This window comes from Allobranchiibius sp. CTAmp26, assembly GCF_017565405.1.
GTDB lineage: Bacteria > Actinomycetota > Actinomycetes > Actinomycetales > Dermatophilaceae > Allobranchiibius.
On record NZ_JAGEKR010000015.1, the window covers coordinates 1 to 20706 of the forward strand.

The 20706-nt window shown below is 69.3% G+C and carries 13 protein-coding genes, 1 other RNA gene and 1 pseudogene; 7 read left to right on the forward strand and 8 right to left on the reverse strand.

Translation table 11 applies throughout. The features are described 5' to 3' along the window. Positions 1 to 277 (reverse strand): annotated as a pseudogene (locus tag J4030_RS10545) (hypothetical protein); the annotation flags it as partial. 621 nt (positions 278 to 898) lie between these two features. Between J4030_RS10545 and J4030_RS10550 the strand changes: the two are divergent. Then, a complete protein-coding gene (locus tag J4030_RS10550) occupies positions 899 to 1171 on the forward strand; it encodes a hypothetical protein (protein WP_208049189.1) in 273 nt (90 codons plus the stop codon). A gap of 11 nt (positions 1172 to 1182) precedes the next feature. Then, positions 1183 to 1821: a TetR/AcrR family transcriptional regulator gene (locus J4030_RS10555; RefSeq protein ID WP_208049190.1), complete on the forward strand. Its 639-nt coding sequence runs from the start codon at positions 1183 to 1185 to the stop codon at positions 1819 to 1821. A gap of 10 nt (positions 1822 to 1831) precedes the next feature. On the opposite strand, the gene J4030_RS10560 is transcribed toward J4030_RS10555, so the two are convergent. The 4 genes from J4030_RS10560 to J4030_RS10575 form a co-directional block, all read right to left on the reverse strand. Continuing rightward, the gene (locus J4030_RS10560) at positions 1832 to 3274 is read right to left on the reverse strand and encodes an NAD-dependent malic enzyme (protein ID WP_208049191.1); all 1443 of its coding nucleotides are present in this window, start codon (positions 3272 to 3274) and stop codon (positions 1832 to 1834) included. 73 nt (positions 3275 to 3347) lie between these two features. Then, positions 3348 to 3715: a transfer-messenger RNA gene (gene ssrA, locus J4030_RS10565) on the reverse strand. Between the two features lie 134 nt (positions 3716 to 3849). Next, a complete protein-coding gene (locus J4030_RS10570; protein WP_208049192.1) occupies positions 3850 to 5124 on the reverse strand; it encodes a class I SAM-dependent methyltransferase in 1275 nt (424 codons plus the stop codon). After that, the gene (locus tag J4030_RS10575) at positions 5121 to 6530 is read right to left on the reverse strand and encodes an FAD-binding oxidoreductase (protein ID WP_307864657.1); all 1410 of its coding nucleotides are present in this window, start codon (positions 6528 to 6530) and stop codon (positions 5121 to 5123) included. The genes J4030_RS10570 and J4030_RS10575 overlap by 4 nt, the downstream gene beginning before the upstream one ends. 238 nt (positions 6531 to 6768) lie before the next feature. On the opposite strand from J4030_RS10575, the gene J4030_RS10580 reads away from it, so the two are divergent. From J4030_RS10580 to J4030_RS10595, 4 genes are all read left to right on the forward strand, one after another. Then, positions 6769 to 7422, forward strand: coding sequence for a TetR/AcrR family transcriptional regulator (locus J4030_RS10580; RefSeq protein WP_208049193.1), 654 nt, complete (start codon positions 6769 to 6771; stop codon positions 7420 to 7422). Positions 7423 to 7510: 88 nt separating this feature from the next. After that, positions 7511 to 9079: a DHA2 family efflux MFS transporter permease subunit gene (locus J4030_RS10585; RefSeq protein WP_208049194.1), complete on the forward strand. Its 1569-nt coding sequence runs from the start codon at positions 7511 to 7513 to the stop codon at positions 9077 to 9079. Positions 9080 to 9242: 163 nt separating this feature from the next. Next, positions 9243 to 12626, forward strand: a complete 3384-nt coding sequence (locus J4030_RS10590; RefSeq protein ID WP_208049195.1) for a pyruvate carboxylase — start codon at positions 9243 to 9245, stop codon at positions 12624 to 12626. Next, positions 12623 to 13408, forward strand: coding sequence for a hypothetical protein (locus tag J4030_RS10595; protein WP_208049196.1), 786 nt, complete (start codon positions 12623 to 12625; stop codon positions 13406 to 13408). The genes J4030_RS10590 and J4030_RS10595 overlap by 4 nt, the downstream gene beginning before the upstream one ends. Here the strand turns inward: J4030_RS10595 and J4030_RS10600 are convergent. Further along, positions 13395 to 13814 carry a hypothetical protein gene (locus tag J4030_RS10600; RefSeq protein WP_208049197.1) on the reverse strand — a complete coding sequence of 140 codons (420 nt, stop codon included), beginning with the start codon at positions 13812 to 13814 and terminating at the stop codon, positions 13395 to 13397. The genes J4030_RS10595 and J4030_RS10600 overlap by 14 nt on opposite strands. A gap of 250 nt (positions 13815 to 14064) precedes the next feature. Between J4030_RS10600 and J4030_RS10605 the strand changes: the two genes are divergently transcribed. Continuing rightward, positions 14065 to 14313 (forward strand): WhiB family transcriptional regulator, encoded by a 249-nt coding sequence (locus J4030_RS10605; RefSeq protein ID WP_179479604.1) that lies wholly within the window; start codon positions 14065 to 14067, stop codon positions 14311 to 14313. A gap of 2 nt (positions 14314 to 14315) precedes the next feature. Here the strand turns inward: J4030_RS10605 and J4030_RS10610 are convergent, their stop codons facing one another. Together J4030_RS10610 and J4030_RS10615 are read right to left on the reverse strand one after the other, a co-directional pair. Then, a complete protein-coding gene (locus J4030_RS10610; RefSeq protein WP_208049198.1) occupies positions 14316 to 15791 on the reverse strand; it encodes a sensor histidine kinase in 1476 nt (491 codons plus the stop codon). A gap of 19 nt (positions 15792 to 15810) precedes the next feature. Continuing rightward, positions 15811 to 20643 (reverse strand): NAD-glutamate dehydrogenase, encoded by a 4833-nt coding sequence (locus J4030_RS10615; RefSeq protein WP_208049199.1) that lies wholly within the window; start codon positions 20641 to 20643, stop codon positions 15811 to 15813. Positions 20644 to 20706 lie beyond the last annotated feature (63 nt).

The following is a 20706-nucleotide window of genomic DNA, read 5'->3' on the forward strand; positions in this document are numbered from 1 at the left end:
ACGGGCGGTCATCCCGGTTGCCGTACGAACGGGGCTCGCTGCGGTCGCTGCGGTTGTAGGAAGGGCGGTCGTCGCGGTTGTAGGACGGGCGCTGGTCGCGGCTGCCGTACGAGCGCGGGCCACCTGCCGAGCCCTGTCGGCGGTCTGCGGATCGCGGACCGTCGGCCGAGCGGCTGGGCGGGCCGTCCGCGCGGCGGACGGGTGCGCGCTGCGCCTCGAGCTTCTGGGCGCGGCTCCAGCGTTGCTTCTTGGGGCCGGACTGTTTGGGGGTGCTCATCTCTCGTGCCTCTCAGATATGGGCGCGCACAGACCACCGCTGAACGTGTCGAAGTGACCGGACCGATGAGTCCGTGTCGACAGGAGCGGGAGCGCATGGCGCCGTCGAAGATCTCGGCGCCCATACATGAAAGTCGGCCCGCTGCAGACATGCAGGAGTAGGTGGGCCGATCAAAAGAGAGAACGCAAGATCGCGTGAATACTCGACAACCGTAGCCGATCTCGCGGTCACCTTCGAATCCGAAACGTCTCGAACGGCTCGAATACGCCATGAAGTGACCCATCTCACCCGTCACGACACCCGGGGCATTCGACACCACCTTGACCGCGCGTTGAGCACGTGCTCAAATTCAGCATGACTGATTTGAGCAGGCGCTCAAATAGTGTCGGCCGCCGCCGGTGGGTCGGTGACTTCGGGGTGTACCTGCTCTGGTCACTGACGAGTGTGCTCGGCGTCGTCACACTCCTTGCAATCCTCAGCATCGGCCCGTTGGTTCTGCCTTTCGCAGGCCTCGCCCTCGCTGTCGCGGCTCGGCGCACAGCCGTCCCCCGCGCGCGCCCGCACTGTGTGGCGGGCATCATGGCCGGACCCGCGATCGCTGTCGCTTGGCTCGGATCGTGGATGACATATGCCTCGAACTCCTCCGGCGACCACTGCTACCGCGTGGCCGGCGGTGTGACGTGTCAGAGCTCGGGCGAAGTGGATGCCTCCGGTGTGGCGACCGACACGACACCACACCACCCTGGCGAGTTGGCGGCAGGATTCCAGTGGGAGCACGCCTGGCCCTACATCGCGACCGGCGCGTCGCTCCTGCTCATCAGCATCGTGGTGTTCGTTGCCGTCGGCCGAAGATCAGGCCGACGATCAGCACGAGCCCACGCCACGGTGGCCTAGCGTGCGGTGCGATGAACGACACCAGGACCAAGCTGCTGGACGCCACCGACGCCGTGCTGCGCGAGGACGGCCTCGGTGCGGTGTCCGCGCGGGCTGTAGCCACGCGGGCGGGAGTCAATCAGGCACTGGTCTTCTACCACTTCGGCACCGTCGCGGACCTGGTCGACCTGGCCTGCCGCACCGCCCTGGACGCCCGGGTCGCCGCGTACGCCGACCGCTTCGACGCGATCGACGACATCGAGGCCTTCCTCGTGCTGGCACGGGAGTTGAACGCGACGGAACGCCGCGCCGGGAACGTCGCGATGATGGCCCAGCTGCTCGCGGCCGGCCAGCACGACGAGGCGCTGGCGAGCACCGCCAGGTACTGCCTGGGTCAGTGGTCCGAGCAGGTCGAGCGCGTCCTACGTCGAGTGCTGACGGGTCACCCCGTCGCCGACCTCATCGACGTCGGCGGCCTGGCGCATGCCGTGACGTGCGGCTTTGTCGGGGTGGAGTTGATGCAGGGTGTCGAAGCGGACGGCGCGGACGCCGCGCTCGCCACCCTGGACCAGATTGCCGCTCTGCTCGACGTGTTCGACGACCTGGGACCCATCGCCCGGCGCGCCGTCGCCTCCCGGGTGCGGCGCGGCACGCAGCAGCGCAGGCGCTGACCGCGGACGGTCAGACCGTCGCCTCATCCGGTTGGCTGACCGCCATCCGGTGGTCCCGGCCCCCGGCCGCGTCGGCAACCGCCTTGGCGACCACCGAGGAGATCCCCGGGTGGAAGACGCTGGGGATGATGTACGCGGCGTTCAGCTCCTCCCGCTTCACCACTCCGGACAGAGCGACTGCGGCGGCCAGCATGATGTCGAGGGTGATGTCGGTGGCCGCCGCGTCCAGCAGCCCCCGGAAGACACCGGGGAAGACCAGCACGTTGTTGATCTGGTTGGCGAAGTCGCTGCGCCCGGTCGCGACGACCGCGGCGTGCGCGGCCGCCTCCGTCGGATCGACCTCCGGCTTGGGGTTGGCCAGCGCGAAGACGATCGAGTCCGGCGCCATCGTGGCGATGTCGTCACCGGTGAGCAGGTCGGGCGCGGACACCCCGATGAAGACGTCGGCGCCGCGTACGGCGTCCTTCAGGCTGCCGGTCACCCCGCGCGGGTTGGTGTGATCGGCCACCCACGCCAGAGTGGACGACGTGTCGCCCGCGATGTCGGGGCGGTCGCGATGCACGACACCGTCGATGTCGGCCAGCACGAGGTCGCGGGCGCCGGCGTGCAGCATCAGGCGGGTGATCGCCGTACCCGCGGCGCCGGCACCGCTCTGCACGATGCGCACGTCGGCCAGGTCCTTGCCGACCACGCGCAGCGCGTTGCGCAGTGCGGCCAGCACCACGATCGCCGTGCCGTGCTGGTCGTCGTGGAAGACCGGGATGTCCAATTCGTCCCTCAGCCGGCGCTCGATGTCGAAGCAGCGCGGCGCGGAGATGTCCTCCAGGTTGATGCCGGCGAAGACCGGGGCGATGGCCTTCACGGTCCGCACGATCTCGTCCTCGTCGGTGGTGTCCAGGCAGATCGGGAACGCGTCGATGTCGGCGAACCGCTTGAACAGCGCCGCTTTGCCCTCCATCACCGGCATGGCGGCCAGCGGCCCGATGTTGCCCAGTCCGAGGACCGCGGTGCCGTCGGTGACCACGGCGACGGTGTTCCGCTTGATGGTGAGCCGGCGTGCGTCCTCGGGGTGCTCGAAGATCGCCATGCAGACCCGCGCGACACCCGGGGTGTAGATCATCGACAGGTCGTCGCGGTTGCGGATCGGCACCTTCGACTCGATCTTCAGCTTGCCGCCGAGGTGTGCGAGGAACGTCCGGTCGCTGACCTTGCGGATGTCGACGCCCTCGATCGAACGCATGGCCTCGACTAGGTCGTCGGCGTGGTCGGCGTCCCGGGCCGCCGCGGTCACGTCGACCTGCATGCGGGCGGTGTCCGAGGAGCTGATGTCGAGAGCGGTCACGAGGCCGCCGGCGCGCTCGACCGCACCCGTCAGCTCGCTGACGGCGGTGGGGCGACCGGGCAGTTCCAGCCGGACGATGATGGAGTTCGAAACCGAAGGCATGGCAGGCATGCCCCACATTCAAGTTCATCCCGGCCGTACCGGGCAGTCCGGGTGGTGGTGGCTCAACAGTGCGACGTGCCGGGAGTGGAGGTGGCGGGAATCGAACCCGCGTCCGCTGAACGCGCTCCAGGGCTTCTCCGGGTGCAGTGCGCAAAGGATTTTCTCGGCCCCAGGGCTCGCGCGCACACGTTCCCTGACAGGCCCAGCCGAGTAAGAGTCCCGTGTCGCCCCTCGGCGTGACGACACAGCAAGTTCTCTAGCTGACGCCAGACTCTGAGTCGAGAACTACCTCAGGCTGACGGACTTCGAGGCTCGCTTAGGCAGCGAGGGCGAAGTCGGTGCGCTTGGAATTGGCACCTATTGGTTTTGCACAGATCGTTAACGAGATAACTGTGCATCCTCGACCCGCTTCCCCTGAAAGGTCGGTCAACGTCGAAACCGATCACCCCCAAGTTGCGGGCACGTCGCACTGTTGAGTTGTCGCCGACCACAAGGGCCGGCGGGATCCATCGTAGGCGTCAACGCTCCCCCGGGCGAACACATTCCTCGCTGATCGCCCGAACCGCCCTGGGGCAGAACCGAGCTCAGACGTACGACGGGCGCAGCGGATAGTCCGCGACACCGTCGGCCGCGACCTTCTGGCCGAGCACCTGGTGCAGCTGGATGTTGTTGCGCGCGAAACCCAGCGACGAGCCGGCGAGGTAGAGACCCCAGATCTTGGCGATCGGCAGTCCCGCGTCCTGCACGCACTCGTCCCAGTGCTCCTCCAGGCGGTGCGCCCAAGCCGCGCAGGTACGCGCGTAGTGCTCCCGCAGATCCTCCACGTGACGCACCTCGAAGCCCTCGTCCTGCATGGCGGACGTGATCACGCCGACCCCGGTCAGCTCGCCGTCGGGGAAGACGTAGCGGTTGATGAAACCACCGCGGGTGAGCGACGGCGTCCTGGTGTCCGGGCGGGTGATGCAGTGGTTGAGCAGCCGGCCGCCGGGACGCAGTTTGGAGTGCAGGAACTGGAAGTACGCCGGGTAGTTCTTCACCCCGATGTGCTCGGTCAGACCGATCGAGCTGACGGCGTCGAAATCGGACTCGGACACGTCCCGGTAGTCCTGGTAGCGCACCTCGGCGCGGTCGTCCAGACCCAGCTCCTTGATCTTCTGGTCGGCCCAGGTGGCCTGGTTGCGCGACAGAGTGACACCCAGCGCCTTGACGCCGTAGTGCTCGACGGCATGCCGCACCATGCCGCCCCACCCGCAGCCGACATCGAGCAGACGCTGTCCGGGCTGCAGGTCCAGCTTGCGGCAGACCAGGTCGTACTTGGTGGCCTGCGCCTCCTCCAGCGTCGCCTCGTCCGAGGGGTAGCAGGCGCACGTGTAGGTCATCGAGTCCCCGAGCACCAGCTCGTAGAACTCGTTGCTGACGTCGTAGTGGTAGCGGATCGCATCGGCGTCCCGCTTGCGCGAGTGCCGCAGGCCCTCCAGGCCCCGGCGCCACTGCGGCGGCTGCTCCTGCTCCGGCAGCGGCGGCACCTGGAAGTTCTTGATCCCCAACGATTTCGCGATCTTCGGCAGTCGCGTCACCTGCGGTCGCTTGACCTGGAAGTCGGTCATGAACAGGTTCAGGAAGTCGTACGGGTTGCCGGGTGAGACGCCGTGCAGTTCCAGGTCGCCCATGATGTAGCCGCGGACCAGCCCCAACTCGCCCGGCGCGGTCACCATGTAGCGCAGCGCGCGCTCGTTGCGCAGCTCGATCGCGTACGGCGCGTCGGGATTTCCACCCGTCGAGCCGTCGTACGCCGTCACCCGCAGTGGCAACTGCGTGCCGAACAGCTCGTCGAACACCTCACCAATCGTCATCTTCATCGACGCTTCACCGCCTTCGTGTAGAGGTCGGGCAGTCGCCCGTCCGGGTCGTAGGCCTTCTTGACCACTTCGTATGTCGTGCCGCCGTACATCGCCCAGAACTGCTCGGGCTCGTAGTACGCGTCGCTGTAGAGGGACTTGTGCCCGTCGAGCGCGTGGACGACGCGCTCGATCTCGCGGTTGACGTCGCCGTCCCGCGCGCCGTCCGCGATCGCCACCGTCGACCAGAAGCCGACGTTCACGTAGGTCTCACCGCTGCGCATCGGGTAGAGCGGCCACGGCCGCCCCTCACCCGTCGTCGCCTCCGGGACGTCACGAAGACGCATGGGGCACAACCAGATCGGCTCGATGGGGACTTCGCGAAGGAACCACTCGAGGAACTCCTGCGTGCGGCCCAGCGGCAGCTCCACGTCCTGCACGACGCGCTCGCGCGCAGGCTTGCCGCGGCGGGCGTCGATGCCCGCCATCACCCCGTGCCGGGTCTCGAAGCGGATGACCTTGGAGTAGACGTCGCTGCGCAGGTAGCGCCGCGGGACAAGGCGGCGCACGCGTGGATTCTGCAGACCGAGCGCGCGATTGCACCAGAACCAGTCGGTGTCCCACCGCCAGATGTAGTCCAGCGTGCTCAGGTAGTCCTCGGTGCGCTGCTGGATCGAGCGGTAGAAAATCTGCTGCCCGGTGTAGTCGGAGGTGTACGGCGCGTGCCGGGTGAAGCTGCCCAGCACCAGATAGCTCTCCTCGCCGGAGAAGACGACCCCGTCGACGAAATCGACGCGCTGTCCGTCGTGTTCGCGGTCCGCGACCACCGACCCCAGGACGTCGACGAGGGCCGCCAACCGGTCGAATCGCACGTGGCGCAGGTGCACGTAGGGCTCGATCGGGTCGAGCGCGATCTTCAACCGGACGCTGTAGCCGAGCGATCCGTAGGAGTTGGGGAAGGCGTGGAAGAGGTCGGAATGCTCGCCGTCCGGGGTGGCGGTGACGATCTCTCCCGCGCCGGTGAGGATGTCCATCTCGAGCACCGACTCGTGGGGCAGCCCGTTGCGGAACGAGCTCGATTCGATCCCGAGTCCGGTCACCGCCCCGCCGAGGGTGATGGTGCGCAGCTGCGGCACGACGTACGGCATCAGTCCGTGCGGAAGTGTTGCGGCACAAAGCGACTCGTACGTCGTCATGCCCTGGACATCGGCCGTCCGTGCCACCGGGTCGACGTCGATCACGCCATTGAGACGGGACACGTCGAGGCCGGGGTGATGCGTGTCGTCGCGGGTGCGGAACAGGTTCGAGGTCTTCTTCGCCAACCGCACCGGCTGACCGAGTGGGATCCGCCGCAGCTGATCGACCAGCCCAGCGGCAGCCTCCGTGTGCGCTCGCCAGCCGATCGTTCCTGCCCCTGCTGCTGCCACCGGGCTCGCCTCGACCTTCCGTCGGTGTTCTCGAAATCGCGCTATCGCACATTAGCGACGTTCAGCCGCGCCCCCGAACTGATTCAGGACCGGCGCAGCGGACTGTGAGCGCGTTCACACCCCGGCCGGTTGCGCGTTGTTCCGGAAAGATGCAAGATGAAACGAAACAGTACCGTTCCATCTGGTTGTCCTTCCGTGCGGACCACGGGGCCAACCTCCCACCGACCAGAGGTATTCCATGGGATCGCCAGGCTCGACAGACACGGCCTCCGCGGCGCCTGCCGCCGCTCGGCCGCGGGTCGAAGGCGATCGCGAACGCGAGATCCTGGCCGGAGCGATCGCCGTCCTGCTCGAGACCGGTTACGACCGCCTCACTTTCGACGCCGTCGCCGCGCAGGTGCGGGCCAGCAAGGCCACCTTGTACCGCCGGTGGAAGTCGAAGGCGGACCTGGTCGTGGCTGCGGTCGAGGCCCAGGCGTGCTCGGACGGCGTCGCGGAGCTACCCGACAGCGGATGCCTCAAGACCGACCTTCTCGCGATCTTCTGCCCCTCCCCGGAGGAGGAGCCGACCGAGCTGTCGGAGGTGATGGCCGCCGTCCTGCCGGCGCTGCATCGCGATAGCGAGTTCACCCGATTGTTCACCGAGAAATTCATTGCGCCGCGCATGCAGGGGCTACGTATCGTTCTGGAAAGGGCGCAACGTCGTGGCGAGGTCGGCAAGGGTGCCGACCTGGATCTGCTGGCCTCGATCCTGCCCGCGCTGAAGTTCCACCACATCGTCGTGCGCGGGCAGTGTCCGACGGCCGCCGGACTGCACCAGATCATCGACCAGGTCCTCCTCCCGGCGTGCGCCGCCGGCAGAGACCGCAGCGCTGTCGGTGCCGACGCCTAGCGTTTTTCCCGACGACACAGGAATCCACCCCACCCCGCACCACCCGCACACTCACCACCCGTCACAGACCGTCCCCGAAGGAGTTCCAATGTCCGTCAGCACTCAGAAGTCGGTCGAGACGACCGAACCGCCACCTGGTGGCACCCGTCATCTCGGCGTCGCACTGATCGTCATCGCGTTCGCGCAGCTGATGATCGTGCTCGACGCCACCATCGTGAACATCGCGCTCCCGCGCATCCAGCGCGACGCGTCGCAGCATCTGTCGCAGGCCGACCAGGTGCAGTGGGTCGTCACGGCCTACGCACTCGCCCTGGGCAGCCTGCTGCTGCTGGGAGGGCGCCTGGGCGACCTCTACGGCCGCCGCAAGATGTTCGTCGTCGGCGTCGGGATCTTCTCGATCGCCTCGCTGCTCGGCGGCCTTGCGCCCACCGGCACGCTGCTCATCTCCGCCCGGGTCCTGCAGGGCGTCGGCGCCGCACTCGCCCAGCCGGCCGCGCTGGCACTGATCAACACCACGTTCCCGGTCGGCAAGGAGCGCAACCGGGCCATGGCGGTGTACGCCGCCATGTCCGGCATGGGCGCCGCTGTCGGCCTCATCCTCGGAGGGGCCCTCACCCAGGCACTCGGCTGGGAGTGGACGTTCTTCATCAACGTCCCGATCGGGCTGGCGGTCGCGATCGCCGCGCCGCGCGTGCTGGTCGAGTCAGAAGGACATGACGGGCGCCTGGACATTCCGGGTGCCGTCACCGCCACCGCCGGCTTGTTCGGCATCGTCTACGGCCTGTCGCACGCCGGCGGGCACTCCTGGGGTGACGCACTCACCCTGGTGCCGCTCGGACTCGGCATCGCGCTGCTCGTCATCTTCGTGATCGTCGAGAGCCGCGTGCAGCACCCGTTGCTGCCGTTGCGGATCGTCGCCGACCGCACCCGCGGGGTGAGCCTGTTCGCCATGCTCATCGTGGGTGCCGGGATGTTCGCGATGTTCTTCTTCCTCGGTCTGTTCCTGCAGCAGGTGCTCGGGTACTCCCCGATCAAGAGCGGTCTGGCGTTCCTGCCGTTCAGCGCCGGCATCGTGGTCGCCGCGGGCATCGCCACCAATGTCGTCGCCCGCATCGATCCGCGCTGGATCGCCGGTTTCGGTGGAATCCTCGCCACGTTCGGCATGTGGGGCTTCACCCACCTGTCGGTCGACTCCGGCTACTGGAGCCACCTGTTCCCGTACATCGTGGTCATGTCGCTCGGCATGGGCCTGGTCTTCATCCCGCTGACGTTGACGGCCACCGCCGGCGTGCGGGGTGACGACGCAGGAGCAGCGGCGTCCGCGTTGAACACCATGCAGCAGGTCGGTGGTGCCGTGGGCATCGCGGCGCTGACCACGGTGTTCACCCATGCCGCCACCGCGCACGGCAAGGTGCTCGGGGCTGCTGCGGCCGCCAAGGCCAAGGCGGCAGCCGCCGCCGGCCAGACCCCGACGTCCGCACAGGTGGCCGCGGGGAAGCACCAGATCGCGCTGCACGTCCAGACGTACGCCTCGTCGCACGTCTACTGGGTGGCGGCCGGCATGATCCTGATCGGCGCGCTCAGCCTGTTCGCGTTCCTGACCGTCAGCCACGAGCACCTGCAGACCGACGGCAACGCCGCGGTCGCCGCGGCCTGATCGATCCGGTTCCCGAGAGGGCCGCCACACCGACCGGTGTGGCGGCCCTCTCCTCGTCCGCAGACCGGGGTACGAGATGCGAGGCGACGCCCGGCGCCCACCGATTAGGGTTCTGCGCACGAGTACGACGTGTCTGCACCGCAGCCGGATGAGGGAGTCCCCCGTGTTCCGCAAGGTCCTTGTCGCCAACCGAGGTGAGATCGCCGTCCGCGCGTTCCGCGCCGCCACCGAACTCGGTGCTGCCACCGTCGCGGTCTTCCCGTACGAGGACCGCAAGAGCGAACACCGCATGAAGGCCGACGAGGCCTACCAGATCGGCGAGGTCGGGCACCCCGTGCGTGCCTACCTCGACCCGCAGGAGATCGTCCGGGTCGCTCTCGAATGCGAGGCCGACGCGGTCTATCCCGGCTACGGCTTCCTCTCGGAGAACCCGGCCCTGGCCGAGGCGTGCGAGGCCGCCGGAGTCACCTTCGTGGGCCCCCCGCCCGAGGTCTTGCACCTCACCGGCAACAAGGCGCACGCCATCGCGGCCGCGAAGGCAGCCGGCCTGCCGACGCTGCGCAGCATCGCGCCCAGCGACGACCTGCAGACGCTGCTCGAAGGCGCCGCCGAGATCGGCTACCCCGTCTTCGTCAAGGCCGTCGCCGGTGGCGGCGGTCGCGGCATGCGCCGGGTGCAGCGCGCCGAGGATCTACGCGAGTCGCTCGAGGCAGCCATGCGCGAGGCGCAGGCGGCGTTCGGCGACGCCACCTGTTTCATCGAGGAAGCGGTGGTGGATCCGCGGCACATCGAGGTACAGATCCTCGCCGACGGCCAGGGCACGGTGCTGCACCTGTACGAGCGCGACTGCTCGGTGCAGCGCCGCCATCAGAAGGTCGTGGAGATCGCGCCCGCCCCCAACCTGCCCGAGGAACTGCGCGATCGGATCTGCGCCGATGCGGTCTCCTTCGCCCGCGAGATCGGTTACGTCAACGCGGGCACGGTCGAGTTCCTGCTGGACCCGTCGGGTCGCTACGTCTTCATCGAGATGAACCCGCGCATCCAGGTCGAGCACACCGTGACCGAGGAGATCACCGACGTCGACCTCGTCTCCTCGCAGTTGCGCATCGCATCGGGCGAGAGCCTCGCCGACCTGGGGCTGGCTCAGGAGGACATCCGAGTGCGGGGCGCCGCGCTGCAGTGCCGGATCACCACCGAGGACCCCTCGAACGGCTTCCGGCCCGACACCGGCACCATCACCGTCTACCGCTCGGCCGGCGGGTCCGGGGTCCGCCTGGACGGCGGCACGATCTTCGTCGGCGCCGAGGTGAGCGCGCACTTCGACTCGATGCTGGTCAAGCTCACCTGCCGCGGGCGCGACTTCACGACCGCCGTCCGCCGGGCGCGTCGCGCGCTGGCCGAGTTCCGGGTGCGCGGGGTGAGCACCAACATCCCGTTCCTGCAGAGCGTGCTGGAGGAGCCGGACTTCCTGGCCGGTCGGGTCACCACCTCGTTCATCGAGGAACGGCCGCAACTCTTGAACGCGCGGGTCCCCGGCGACCGCGGCACGAAGCTGCTCACCTACCTGGCCTACCAGAGCGTCAATCGCCCGTACGGCTCCTCGGCCATCACGCATTCCGCCCGCAGCAAGCTGCCCACGGCGGACCTGGACGCGCCTGTCCCGGTCGGCGCGCGGGACCTGCTGCTCCGCGAAGGACCCGAGGCGTTCGCCCGGGCGCTGCGCGCCCAGACCGCCGTCGGTGTCACCGAGACCACCTACCGCGACGCCCACCAGTCGCTGCTCGCCACCCGGGTCCGCACCCGCGACCTGCTGCACGTCGCGCCCTACACCGCGCGCCTGACGCCCCAGCTGCTGTCGGTCGAGGCCTGGGGCGGCGCGACGTACGACGTCGCTCTGCGCTTCCTGTCCGAGGATCCCTGGGACCGCTTGGAGCAGTTGCGTGCCGCCATGCCGAATCTGCCCATCCAGATGCTGTTGCGGGGCCGCAACACCGTCGGCTACACCCCGTATCCGACCCGGGTCACGGACGCCTTCGTGGTGGAGGCCGCCCACACCGGGGTCGACATCTTCCGCATCTTCGACGCCCTGAACGACATCGAGCAGATGCGGCCGGCAATCGACGCGGTGCGCTCTTCGACGTCGGCGATCGCCGAGGTCGCCCTGTGCTACACCGGCGACCTCAGCAACCCCGGCGAGAAGCTCTACACCCTCGACTACTACCTTCGGCTCGCCGAGCAGATCGTGGACGCCGGCGCACACATCCTGGCGATCAAGGACATGGCCGGTCTGTTGCGTGCCCCCGCTGCCAAGGTGCTGGTCGGGGCCCTCCGCGAACGCTTCGACCTGCCGGTGCACCTGCACACCCACGACACGGCGGGCGGTCAGCTCGCGACGCTGCTGTCCGCGATCGATGCCGGCGTGGACGCGGTCGACGCGGCCAGCGCGTCAATGGCGGGGACCACGAGTCAGCCGTCACTATCGGCCCTGGTCGCGGCCACCGACGCCACCCCGCGGGCGACCGGACTGGACCTGCAGGCGGTCTGCGACCTGGAGCCCTACTGGGAGGCGGTGCGCGCTCTCTACAAACCGTTCGAGTCGGGCCTGGCCTCCCCCACCGGGCGGGTCTACCACCACGAGATCCCCGGCGGCCAGCTGTCCAACCTGCGCCAGCAGGCGATCGCGCTCGGCCTCGGCCACCGCTTCGAGGCCATCGAGGACATGTACGCCGCCGCGAACGCCATGCTGGGGCACATCGTGAAGGTGACCCCGAGCTCCAAGGTCGTCGGGGATCTCGCGCTCTCGCTGGTCGGGGCCGGCGTGGACCCGGCCGACTTCGAGCAGGATCCTGGCCGCTTCGACATCCCCGACTCGGTGGTCGGCTTCTTGGCCGGCGACCTCGGCGACCCGCCGGGGGGCTGGCCGGAGCCGTTCCGCACCAAGGCGCTGCAGGGCCGCACCATCACCCCGCCGCAGGCGACCCTGTCCGAGGAGGACGAGCAGGCACTGGCCCAGACCCCGCGACGGACCCTCAACAGGCTGCTCTTCCCCGGACCGACGAAGGACTTCGAGCAGTCCAAGGAGCGCTACTACGACCTGTCGCTGCTCGCGACCCGGGAGTTCCTCTACGGCCTGGAGCCGGACACCGAGTACGAACTCGACCTGGAGCCCGGCAAGCGGCTGCTGCTGTCGATCCAGTCGATCGGCGAGCCGGACGAGCGCGGTCTGCGCACCGTGATGTGCCTGGTCAACGGGCAGTTGCGGCCCGTACAGGTCAAGGACGAGAACGCGAAGGTCGAGGTCACCCAGACCGAACGCGCCGACCCGAACGACAAGGCGCAGATCGCGGCGCCGTTCGCCGGGGTGGTGACCTTGTCGGTCGCCGAGGGCGATGAGATCACGGCCGGGACCGCCGTCGGCACGATCGAGGCCATGAAGATGGAGGCCGCGATCACCTCCCCGGTCGTCGGGACCGTGCGCAGGGTCGCCCTCGGTGGCCCCGGGCCGGTCGAGGGCGGCGATCTGCTGATCGTGCTCGATCTCGCATGAACCGAGCACGGGCAGCGGCCGCCGGGTGCCTGGCCGGTGCCGTAGGCCTCCTGCTGACCGGGTGCGGCGGCGGCGCGGCGTCGTACGGCGGTCCCACCAGCTGGCCGGCGCAGGCTCCCTCGGGCGTCTTCACGACCGGGGCGGTCGACTCCGGGTCAAGCGCCCGGGCGGCCGTCTCCGCCCCGTCGACCTGGACCGTGGAACGCGGCACCCACGGCGACCCGAACGTGGACTCCGCGTCCTGGCCCGACGCGGCCGGGGTGTTCACCGACAAGCAGCTGGCGACCCTGTTCCCCGAGGCGGCCACGGTGGCCACCCCGACGTGCAGCAAGCTCACGCTCCCCGGTGGCACCAGGACGGCGAAGAACAGCGCGTGCACCTGGTCGGTGTCGCTGCCGGAGTCCGGCGGCACCGTGAGCACGGTGATGCTGTCCTTCCACGGGTTCGGGGCGGACGGTCCGATGACCGCGGCGTGGATCGCGGACGAACGCACGCAGATCACCGGCAGGATCACCGGTGACGTCTTCTTCACCTCCGGCACCTTCGGCGCCAAGGGCAGCTACTTCCTGTCCAACATGCACTCCTCGGTGCTGGTCTCCAACGGCGACAACGCCGCGTGGATCGACCTGGACTTCTCCGGCTTCTACCAGGCCTTCGGCAACAACGCGGACAAGACCCTGACGGGGCTGCGCACCCAGGTCTTCCCCGTGCTGGTCGAGGACCTGGTCGGCCGGCTGCCCCGAGCGAGCACCGGCGTTCCCGTCACCGTCACCGCGTCCTGAGGCCCCCGTCGCGTCTACCGGCGGTGGCCGTCCAGCCCCCGGCGAGGGTGGCCACCCCGACGACCACGACGAGGACTCCGAGCGCTGGAGCCCCGCCGCGTGCCAGGGTCACCCCGATCAGGACGACGAACACGCCCCAGACCAGGGTCGGGCTGCGGGCGCCGTCCTGCGCGCGCAGCAGTGCCCGAGCGATGAGGCCGGCGCCGAGAGCGAAGACCAGGACCACGATCGCGAGCGTCAGCGACCGGCCCGCGTCGGATTCCTTGCCACCGATCGTGCGCACGACCAGCAGCACGCCGAGGACGAGCAGCACCACGCCCTGCAGCGCCATCAGGGCTGCAGGGAGGGCCCGTCGCCATGCCGGAGAGGGAGGCGGGCGCTGCATGTCGGGGTCGTCGAGAGACACCCGACGATGGTAGGCGGGGACCGCGTGTGACCAAGGACTCACCTTCGAGACCGAAATGCCGCACGGAAACCCTTGTGCCTACGTGTTGGAGTCTGTGAAGGTAGGAACATCCGTGCGTGGCGCGTCGTTGGGCTATGCAACAGGTCGTTGCTTGCGGCCTCAGCCGCTACGCCGGATCACCAAGCTGACGGACCAAGGTAGCTCCGTGTGCGCTAGCGCACGGGGTTTGATGTGCAAGGAGCGAAACCACATGGATTGGCGCAACCGCGCTGCGTGTCTGGACGAGGACCCCGAGCTGTTCTTCCCCATCGGGAACACCGGCCCCGCCCTGCAGCAGATCGAAGACGCCAAGGCCGTCTGTCGTCGCTGCCCCGTCATCGACACCTGCTTGAAGTGGGCCCTGGAGTCCGGCCAGGACGCCGGCGTCTGGGGTGGACTGTCCGAGGACGAGCGTCGCGCTCTCAAGCGACGCAACGCCCGCGCCCGCCGCGCCGGCTGACGTCACCCGGAACTCACCCGCACCCGGCACCGCACGACCGTGCCGGACTCCGCTCCGCGTTCCCAGGAGATCGACCCCGCGAGGTCGGTGACCAGGGACTGCACGATCTGACTTCCGAGCCCGGCGTCGTCCACCTCGAAGTGCGCGGGCAGTCCACTGCCGTCGTCGCGGACCTCCATCACCAGGTCGTCCCTGCCGCTGGGTGACGAAGTGCGTCGCACGTCCACCTGCACCTGCCCGCCTCGATCGGCGAAACCGTGCTCGACGGCGTTCTGCACCAGTTCCGCGAGGATCATCGCGAGGGTGGTCGCGTCCTCGGCGGTCAGGAAACCGAACGATCCGGTCAGTGTGCCGGCCACCCGGGTGCCGGACCGGTTGGCGAGCTCGATGGCGGCGGAGATGGACCGCTGGGCGATCTCGTCGAAGGACACGTGGTCGTCGAGGCGGGCGCTGAGCGTGTCGTGCACGTCCGCGATCGTCGCCACTCGGCGTACGGCGTCCTCCAGGGACGCGCGTGCCGCCGGGTCGTCCAGGCGACGGGCCTGCAGTCGCAGCACCGCGGCGACCGTCTGCAGGTTGTTCTTCACCCGGTGGTGGATCTCGCGGATGGTGGCGTCCTTGGTGAGCAGTTCCCGCTCCCGGCGGCGCTGCTCGGAGATGTCCCGCACGAGCAGCACCGCGCCGACCCGCGTGCCCCCCTCGACCAACGGGATCGCTCGCGCGCTCACGATGGCGTCACCGGAGTCGATCTCGGTGTGCCACGGCACCCGCCCGGCGACCACCAGCATCAACTCCTCGTCGACCGGTCCCCGGTCGGGCAGCACCTGCTCCAGCACGGACACCAGCCGCACCCCGACCAGTTCACCGGCGTACCCGAGCCGGTGCGCCGCCGAGACCGCGTTGGGGCTGGCGTAGGTGACCGCCCCTTCGCCGTCCAGTCGCAGCACACCGTCGCCGACCCTCGGCGCACCGCGGCGTCCCTGCGCGGCCGAACCACGTTGCGGGAACTCGCCGTTCGCGATCATTCGGGCAAGCGCGTCGGCGGTCGCGAGGTAGGTCACCTCGAGCCGGCTGAGGGTGCGCATGGCGGCGAGGTTGGTGTAGCGGGTGAGGACGGCGATCGCGCGACCGTCCATCACCACCGGCACCGCCTCGGACCGCACCGGCGCCTCGCTGCGCCACAGCGGCATCGCCGACCGGATCTGCCGGCGTTCGGCGTACGCCTGCAGCACGAACTCGTCCCGGGGCAGGTCCAGCTCTCGCCCGACCAGGTCCTCGGTGAAGACGCCCACCCCGGTCGTGGGGCGGACGTGCGCGGCCGCCACCCAGGTGCCGTCGACCGAGGGCACCCACAGGGCCAGGTCGGCGAAGGACAAGTCGGCGATCAACTGCCAGTCCGCGACCAGCAGGTGCAGCCACTCGACCTCCGACTCCTGCAGGACCGTGCGTTCGGCGACGACGTCCTTCAGTGAGGGCACGGCGTGAGCCTAGCGAGCCTTACGTGGCCGACCCCGATCTGATCACCGAGCGCAGCGTGCGCAGCGCCACCGACAGCGGCGCCAGACCGGGCTGCTCCAGCTCCGACAGGCCCTTGAGCGCCTGCCCCGCCCGGGTCACCGACTCCTCGTTGGCCTGCACCCAGCTCTCGAGCCGCTGCGCCGCGGGCAGCTCGTCCGGCGTACCGGCGATGACGGCCGCCGTGAACGAGTCCAGGACGCCGTAGAGGTCGTCCCGGACCGCGCCGCGAGCGAGCGCGTCCCACCGGTCCTCGCGTGGCAGGGCGGACACCGCGTGCAGCATCCGGTCGACCCCCAGCCGTTCGGACAGCGCGAAGTAGACCTGCGCGATGTCCTGCGCCGAGGTGCCTGTGCGGTGCGCCTGCTCGGTGATGTCGAGCAGCGAGTACGCGTCCAGCAGGGCAGCCACCCGTCCGGCCAGCTCGTCGGGCACGCCCGGAGCGCCGAACGTGTGGGCGGCGTTCTCCGACCAGCGGTCGTGCTCGGTGCCCTGCAACAGCTGCGGCAGCTGCGGCACGAGGTCCGCGACAACGGGGGCGAACCGGGCGATCTCGCTGCCGATGTCGAGCGTCACGGGGCGGCTGTGCAACAGCCAACGCGTGGTGCGGTCGATCAGCCGGCGGAACTCCAGGTAGAGCCTGGTCTGCACGTCGGTGGGCACCAGGTTGTCCAGCGCCTCGACCTGCCGCACGAACCCGGCCATGTCGAAGATCTCGCGCGCGATGACGTACGCGCGAGTGACCCGTTCCGACGAGGCACCCGTCTCCTCGCTGGTCCGGAACGCGAAGGTGATCCCACCGCGGTTGACCAGCGAGTTGACGACCGCGTTGATCACGATCTCCCGGCGGAGCGGGTGCTGTGCCAGGTCGGCGGCGTAGGTGTCCCGCAGCTGGCGCGGGAAATAGTCGACCAATGTCGCGTCGAACCACGGGTCGTCCGTCAGGCCGCTGCTGGCCAGGTCCGCCTTGAGGATCAGCTTGGCGTAGGCCACCAGGACGGAGAACTCCGGCGAGGTGAGGCCGCCGCCGTGCGCCTCCCGATCGGCCATCTCGGCATCGCTCGGGAGGAACTCCAGCTCCCGGTCCAGTTCACCGCGCTCGACGAGCCAGTCGGTGAACCGGCGGTGCACCCCGACCATGGCGTGCCGCTGCGCGCGGGCGTTGCCGAGCAGCACGTTCTGCTCGTAGTTGTCCCGCAGCACCCGCTGCCCGATCTCGTCGGTCATGCTGTGCAGCAGCACGTCCCGCTCGGCACGGTCGAAGCGTCCTCGGCGCATCAGGTCGGTCACGAGGATCTTGATGTTGACCTCGTGGTCGGAGGTGTCGACGCCGGCGGAGTTGTCGATGGCGTCGGTGTTGACCCGGATGCCCGACTGCGCGGCCTCGATCCGGCCCAGCTGGGTCGCGCCGAGGTTGCCACCTTCGCCGATCACCTTGCAGCGCAACATCTTCCCGTCGACCCTGATCGGGTCGTTCGCTCGGTCGCCGACGTCGGCGTTGTTCTCCACCGCCGACTTCACGTAGGTGCCGATCCCGCCGTTCCAGAAGAGGTCGACCGGGGCCAGCAGGATGGCGCGCATCAGATCCGACGGTGCGAGGGCGCGTACGCCGTCCGGCAGCCCGAGCGCGGCGCGCGCCTCGGCACCGATCGGCACCGACTTCATCGACCGCGGGTAGACCCCGCCGCCGTGCGACAACAGACTCGTGTCGTAGTCGGCCCATGAGGACCGCGGCAGCTCGAAGAGCCGTCGGCGCTCGGCGTACGACGCTGTGGCGTCGGGTGTGGGGTCCAGGAAGATGTGCCGGTGGTCGAACGCCGCCACGAGCCGGATGTGCGGCGAGCACAGCATGCCGTTGCCGAACACGTCCCCGCTCATGTCGCCGACGCCGGCGACGGTGAACTCCTGCGTCTGGGTGTCCAGCCCCATCTCGCGGAAGTGCCGCTTGACCGACTCCCACGCCCCGCGGGCCGTGATGCCCATGGCCTTGTGGTCGTAGCCGGCCGACCCACCGGAGGCGAACGCATCATCGAGCCAGAAGCCGTAGTCCTGGGCCACGCCGTTGGCGATGTCGGAGAACGACGCGGTGCCCTTGTCCGCCGCGACGACGAGGTAGGTGTCGTCCCCGTCGTGCCGCACCACGTCGCGCGGCGGGACGACGACGCCGTCGACCAGATTGTCGGTGAGGTCGAGCAGTCCGCTGATGAAGTGCTTGTAGCAGGTGATCCCCTCGGCCAGCCAGGCCTCACGATCGGAGGGGTCGGGGAGGGCCTTGGCGAAGAAACCGCCCTTGGACCCCGTCGGCACGATGACCGCGTTCTTCACCGTCTGCGCCTTGACCAGGCCCAGCACCTCGGTGCGGAAGTCCTCTCGACGGTCGCTCCATCGCAACCCGCCGCGGGCGATCGGCCCGAAGCGCAGGTGCACGCCCTCGACGCGGGGGCTGTAGACCCAGATCTCGAACCGCGGCTTCGGGCTCGGCATGCCGGTGATCGCCCGGGGGTCGAGTTTGAGGCTGAGGACGTCGCGGTGCGCGCCGTCGGCCTTGCGCGCGAAGGCGTTGGTGCGGGTGGTGGCGAGCACGACCTCCATCACCGTGCGCAGCACTTTCTCCTCATCCAGGCTGCTCACGTCGGCGAGCCCCTGCTCGATCCGCCCGACGATGAGTTCCTGGCCCGCTGCGCGGTCCTTCTCGTACGTCGGGTCGAATCGGGCCTCGAAGAGCGCCACCAGCGCCCGGGTGAGGTCGACGTTGGTGGTGAGGGTCTCCTCGACGAAGCGTTGGCTGCGCCCGAAGTCGATCTGCTGCAGGTACTTGGTGATGCTGCGCAGCACCGCGACCTGTCGCCAGTTGAGGCCCGAACGCAGCACCAGCGCGCCCAGTCCGTCGCTCTGCGCGCGCCCGTCCACTACCGCGAGGTAGGCGTCCTGGAAGCGCTCGCGCACCTGCGCAGCGTCCTGCTCGGTGCCCCAGAACCGCTCGCTCGCGGCGCGCAGACCGAAGTCGTAGATGTGCACGATCGCGCCGTCGGCGCGCTTCATCGTGTACGGCCGTTCGTCGGTCACGTCGACGCCCAGGCCGGTGAAGACCGGGAGGATGTCGGTGAGGATCAGCCGCGAGCGACGGAAGAGCTTGAACCGTCGCTCCCGGGGGTCGGCGCCGGGCTCGCGGTAGAGCGTCAGCTTCGTGTCGTCGTCGTCCGCCAGCGCCTCGATCCGACGCAGGTCGGCCACGCCCTGGCGGGCCGTGAAGTCCTCCTTGTAGGCCTCGGGGAACGCCCGCGCGTAGAGGCTCATCACCCGCGCCGAGGCGTCCTCGCCGTCCTCCTCGCGGCTGACCACGCCGAGCCGCTCGCCCCAGCTCTGGGTGCTCTCGAGCACCTCTTCGGTCAGGTCCCCCAGGTCGACCTCGGGGATCGGCCGGCCGGGCGCGGGGCGCACCACGAAATGCAGCCGGGCCAGCGAGGAGTCGCCGACGCTCGTCGTGTAGTCGATCGAGCGTGCGTCGTACGCCGTGCGCAGCACCTTCTCGATCGCGAGGCGCACCGAGGTGTTGTAGCGGTCTCTGTGCACATAGACGAGCACGGACACGAAGCGCCCGAACTCGTCGATCCGGCGGAAGACGCCCGGCTTGCTGCGCTCCTGCAACCGCATCACCGCGGCGACCGTGCGGTGCAGCTCCTCGGTGCCGGTCTGGAAGAGCTCATCGCGCGGGAAGGACTCCAGAACCTGCAGCAGGTCCTTCTCGGAGTGGCTCTCCGCGAGGAAGCCCGAGCGTCGGATGACCTCGGCGACCCGGTCCCGGATGATCGGCACCGCGAGGACCGACTCGGTGTAGGCGGTCGAGGTGAAAAGCCCGAGGAAGCGCCGCTCCCCCACGACGACACCCTGCTCGTCGAAGGTGCGCACGCCGATGTAGTCCAGGTACTGCGGTCGGTGCACGGTGGACCGGGTGTTGGCCTTGGTCACGGTGAGTAACCGCGGATCGCGAGCGCTGGCACGGGCGTTGGGAGTCAGCCGCGCGAACGATCGCGACTCGTCCGATGCACCGCGCAGGATGCCCAGACCACCGGACGGGGTCGCCCGCAGCACCACCTCCCCGTCGACCTCGTCGAGCACGTAGTCGCGGTAGCCGAGGAACGTGAAGTGCCCGTCGGCCAGCCAGTGCAGGAAGTTGGTGGTGCGGGTGACGATCTCGGTGGGCACCGGGTACGGCGGCTGGTCCGCGAGCTCCTGGGCGATCTCGGTGCACCGCGCACTCATCGCGTGCCAGTCGGTGACGGCGGCGCGGACGTCGTGCAGCACCCCCTGCAACCGGTCGGCGAGCTCGTCGTCGTCGGCGCTGTCCGCCGCCAGGTCGATCTCGAAGTGCATCCACGCCTCGGCGATGCCCTCGCCGCCGCCCCGCACGACCTCCTGCAGCACGCCGTCGGCGTCACGGCGTACCCGCAGCTGCGGATGGATCAGCAGGTGCACGTCACGCTCGCCGAGCGCCGCGAGCACGGAGTCGACGAGGAAAGGCATGTCGTCGGTGACGATCTGCAGCACCGCGTACGAACAGGACCACCCGTCGGTCTGTTCCTGCGGGGAGAAGATCCGCAGTCCGGCCGTGCCCGCCGGGCGATCGGCGGCGAGCTGCAGGTGGCTGTGCACGATGCCGGCCAGCGACGCCGGCCCGTTGGCTCGCAGGTCCTCGTCCGCCACGTGCCGGAAGTACTGCTCGATCAGCCACGGCGGAGCCGGGTCGGACTGTCGGTCGGTCAGCGTCGCGCAGTCGCGCAACAGGTCGGTGCGGGAGCTCGAAGCCGCGCTCATCGGGATGCCTTCAGAACCTTCACTGTGCGGGGTCGGACGCACCTCGTTGTACGTCCGGTCCGA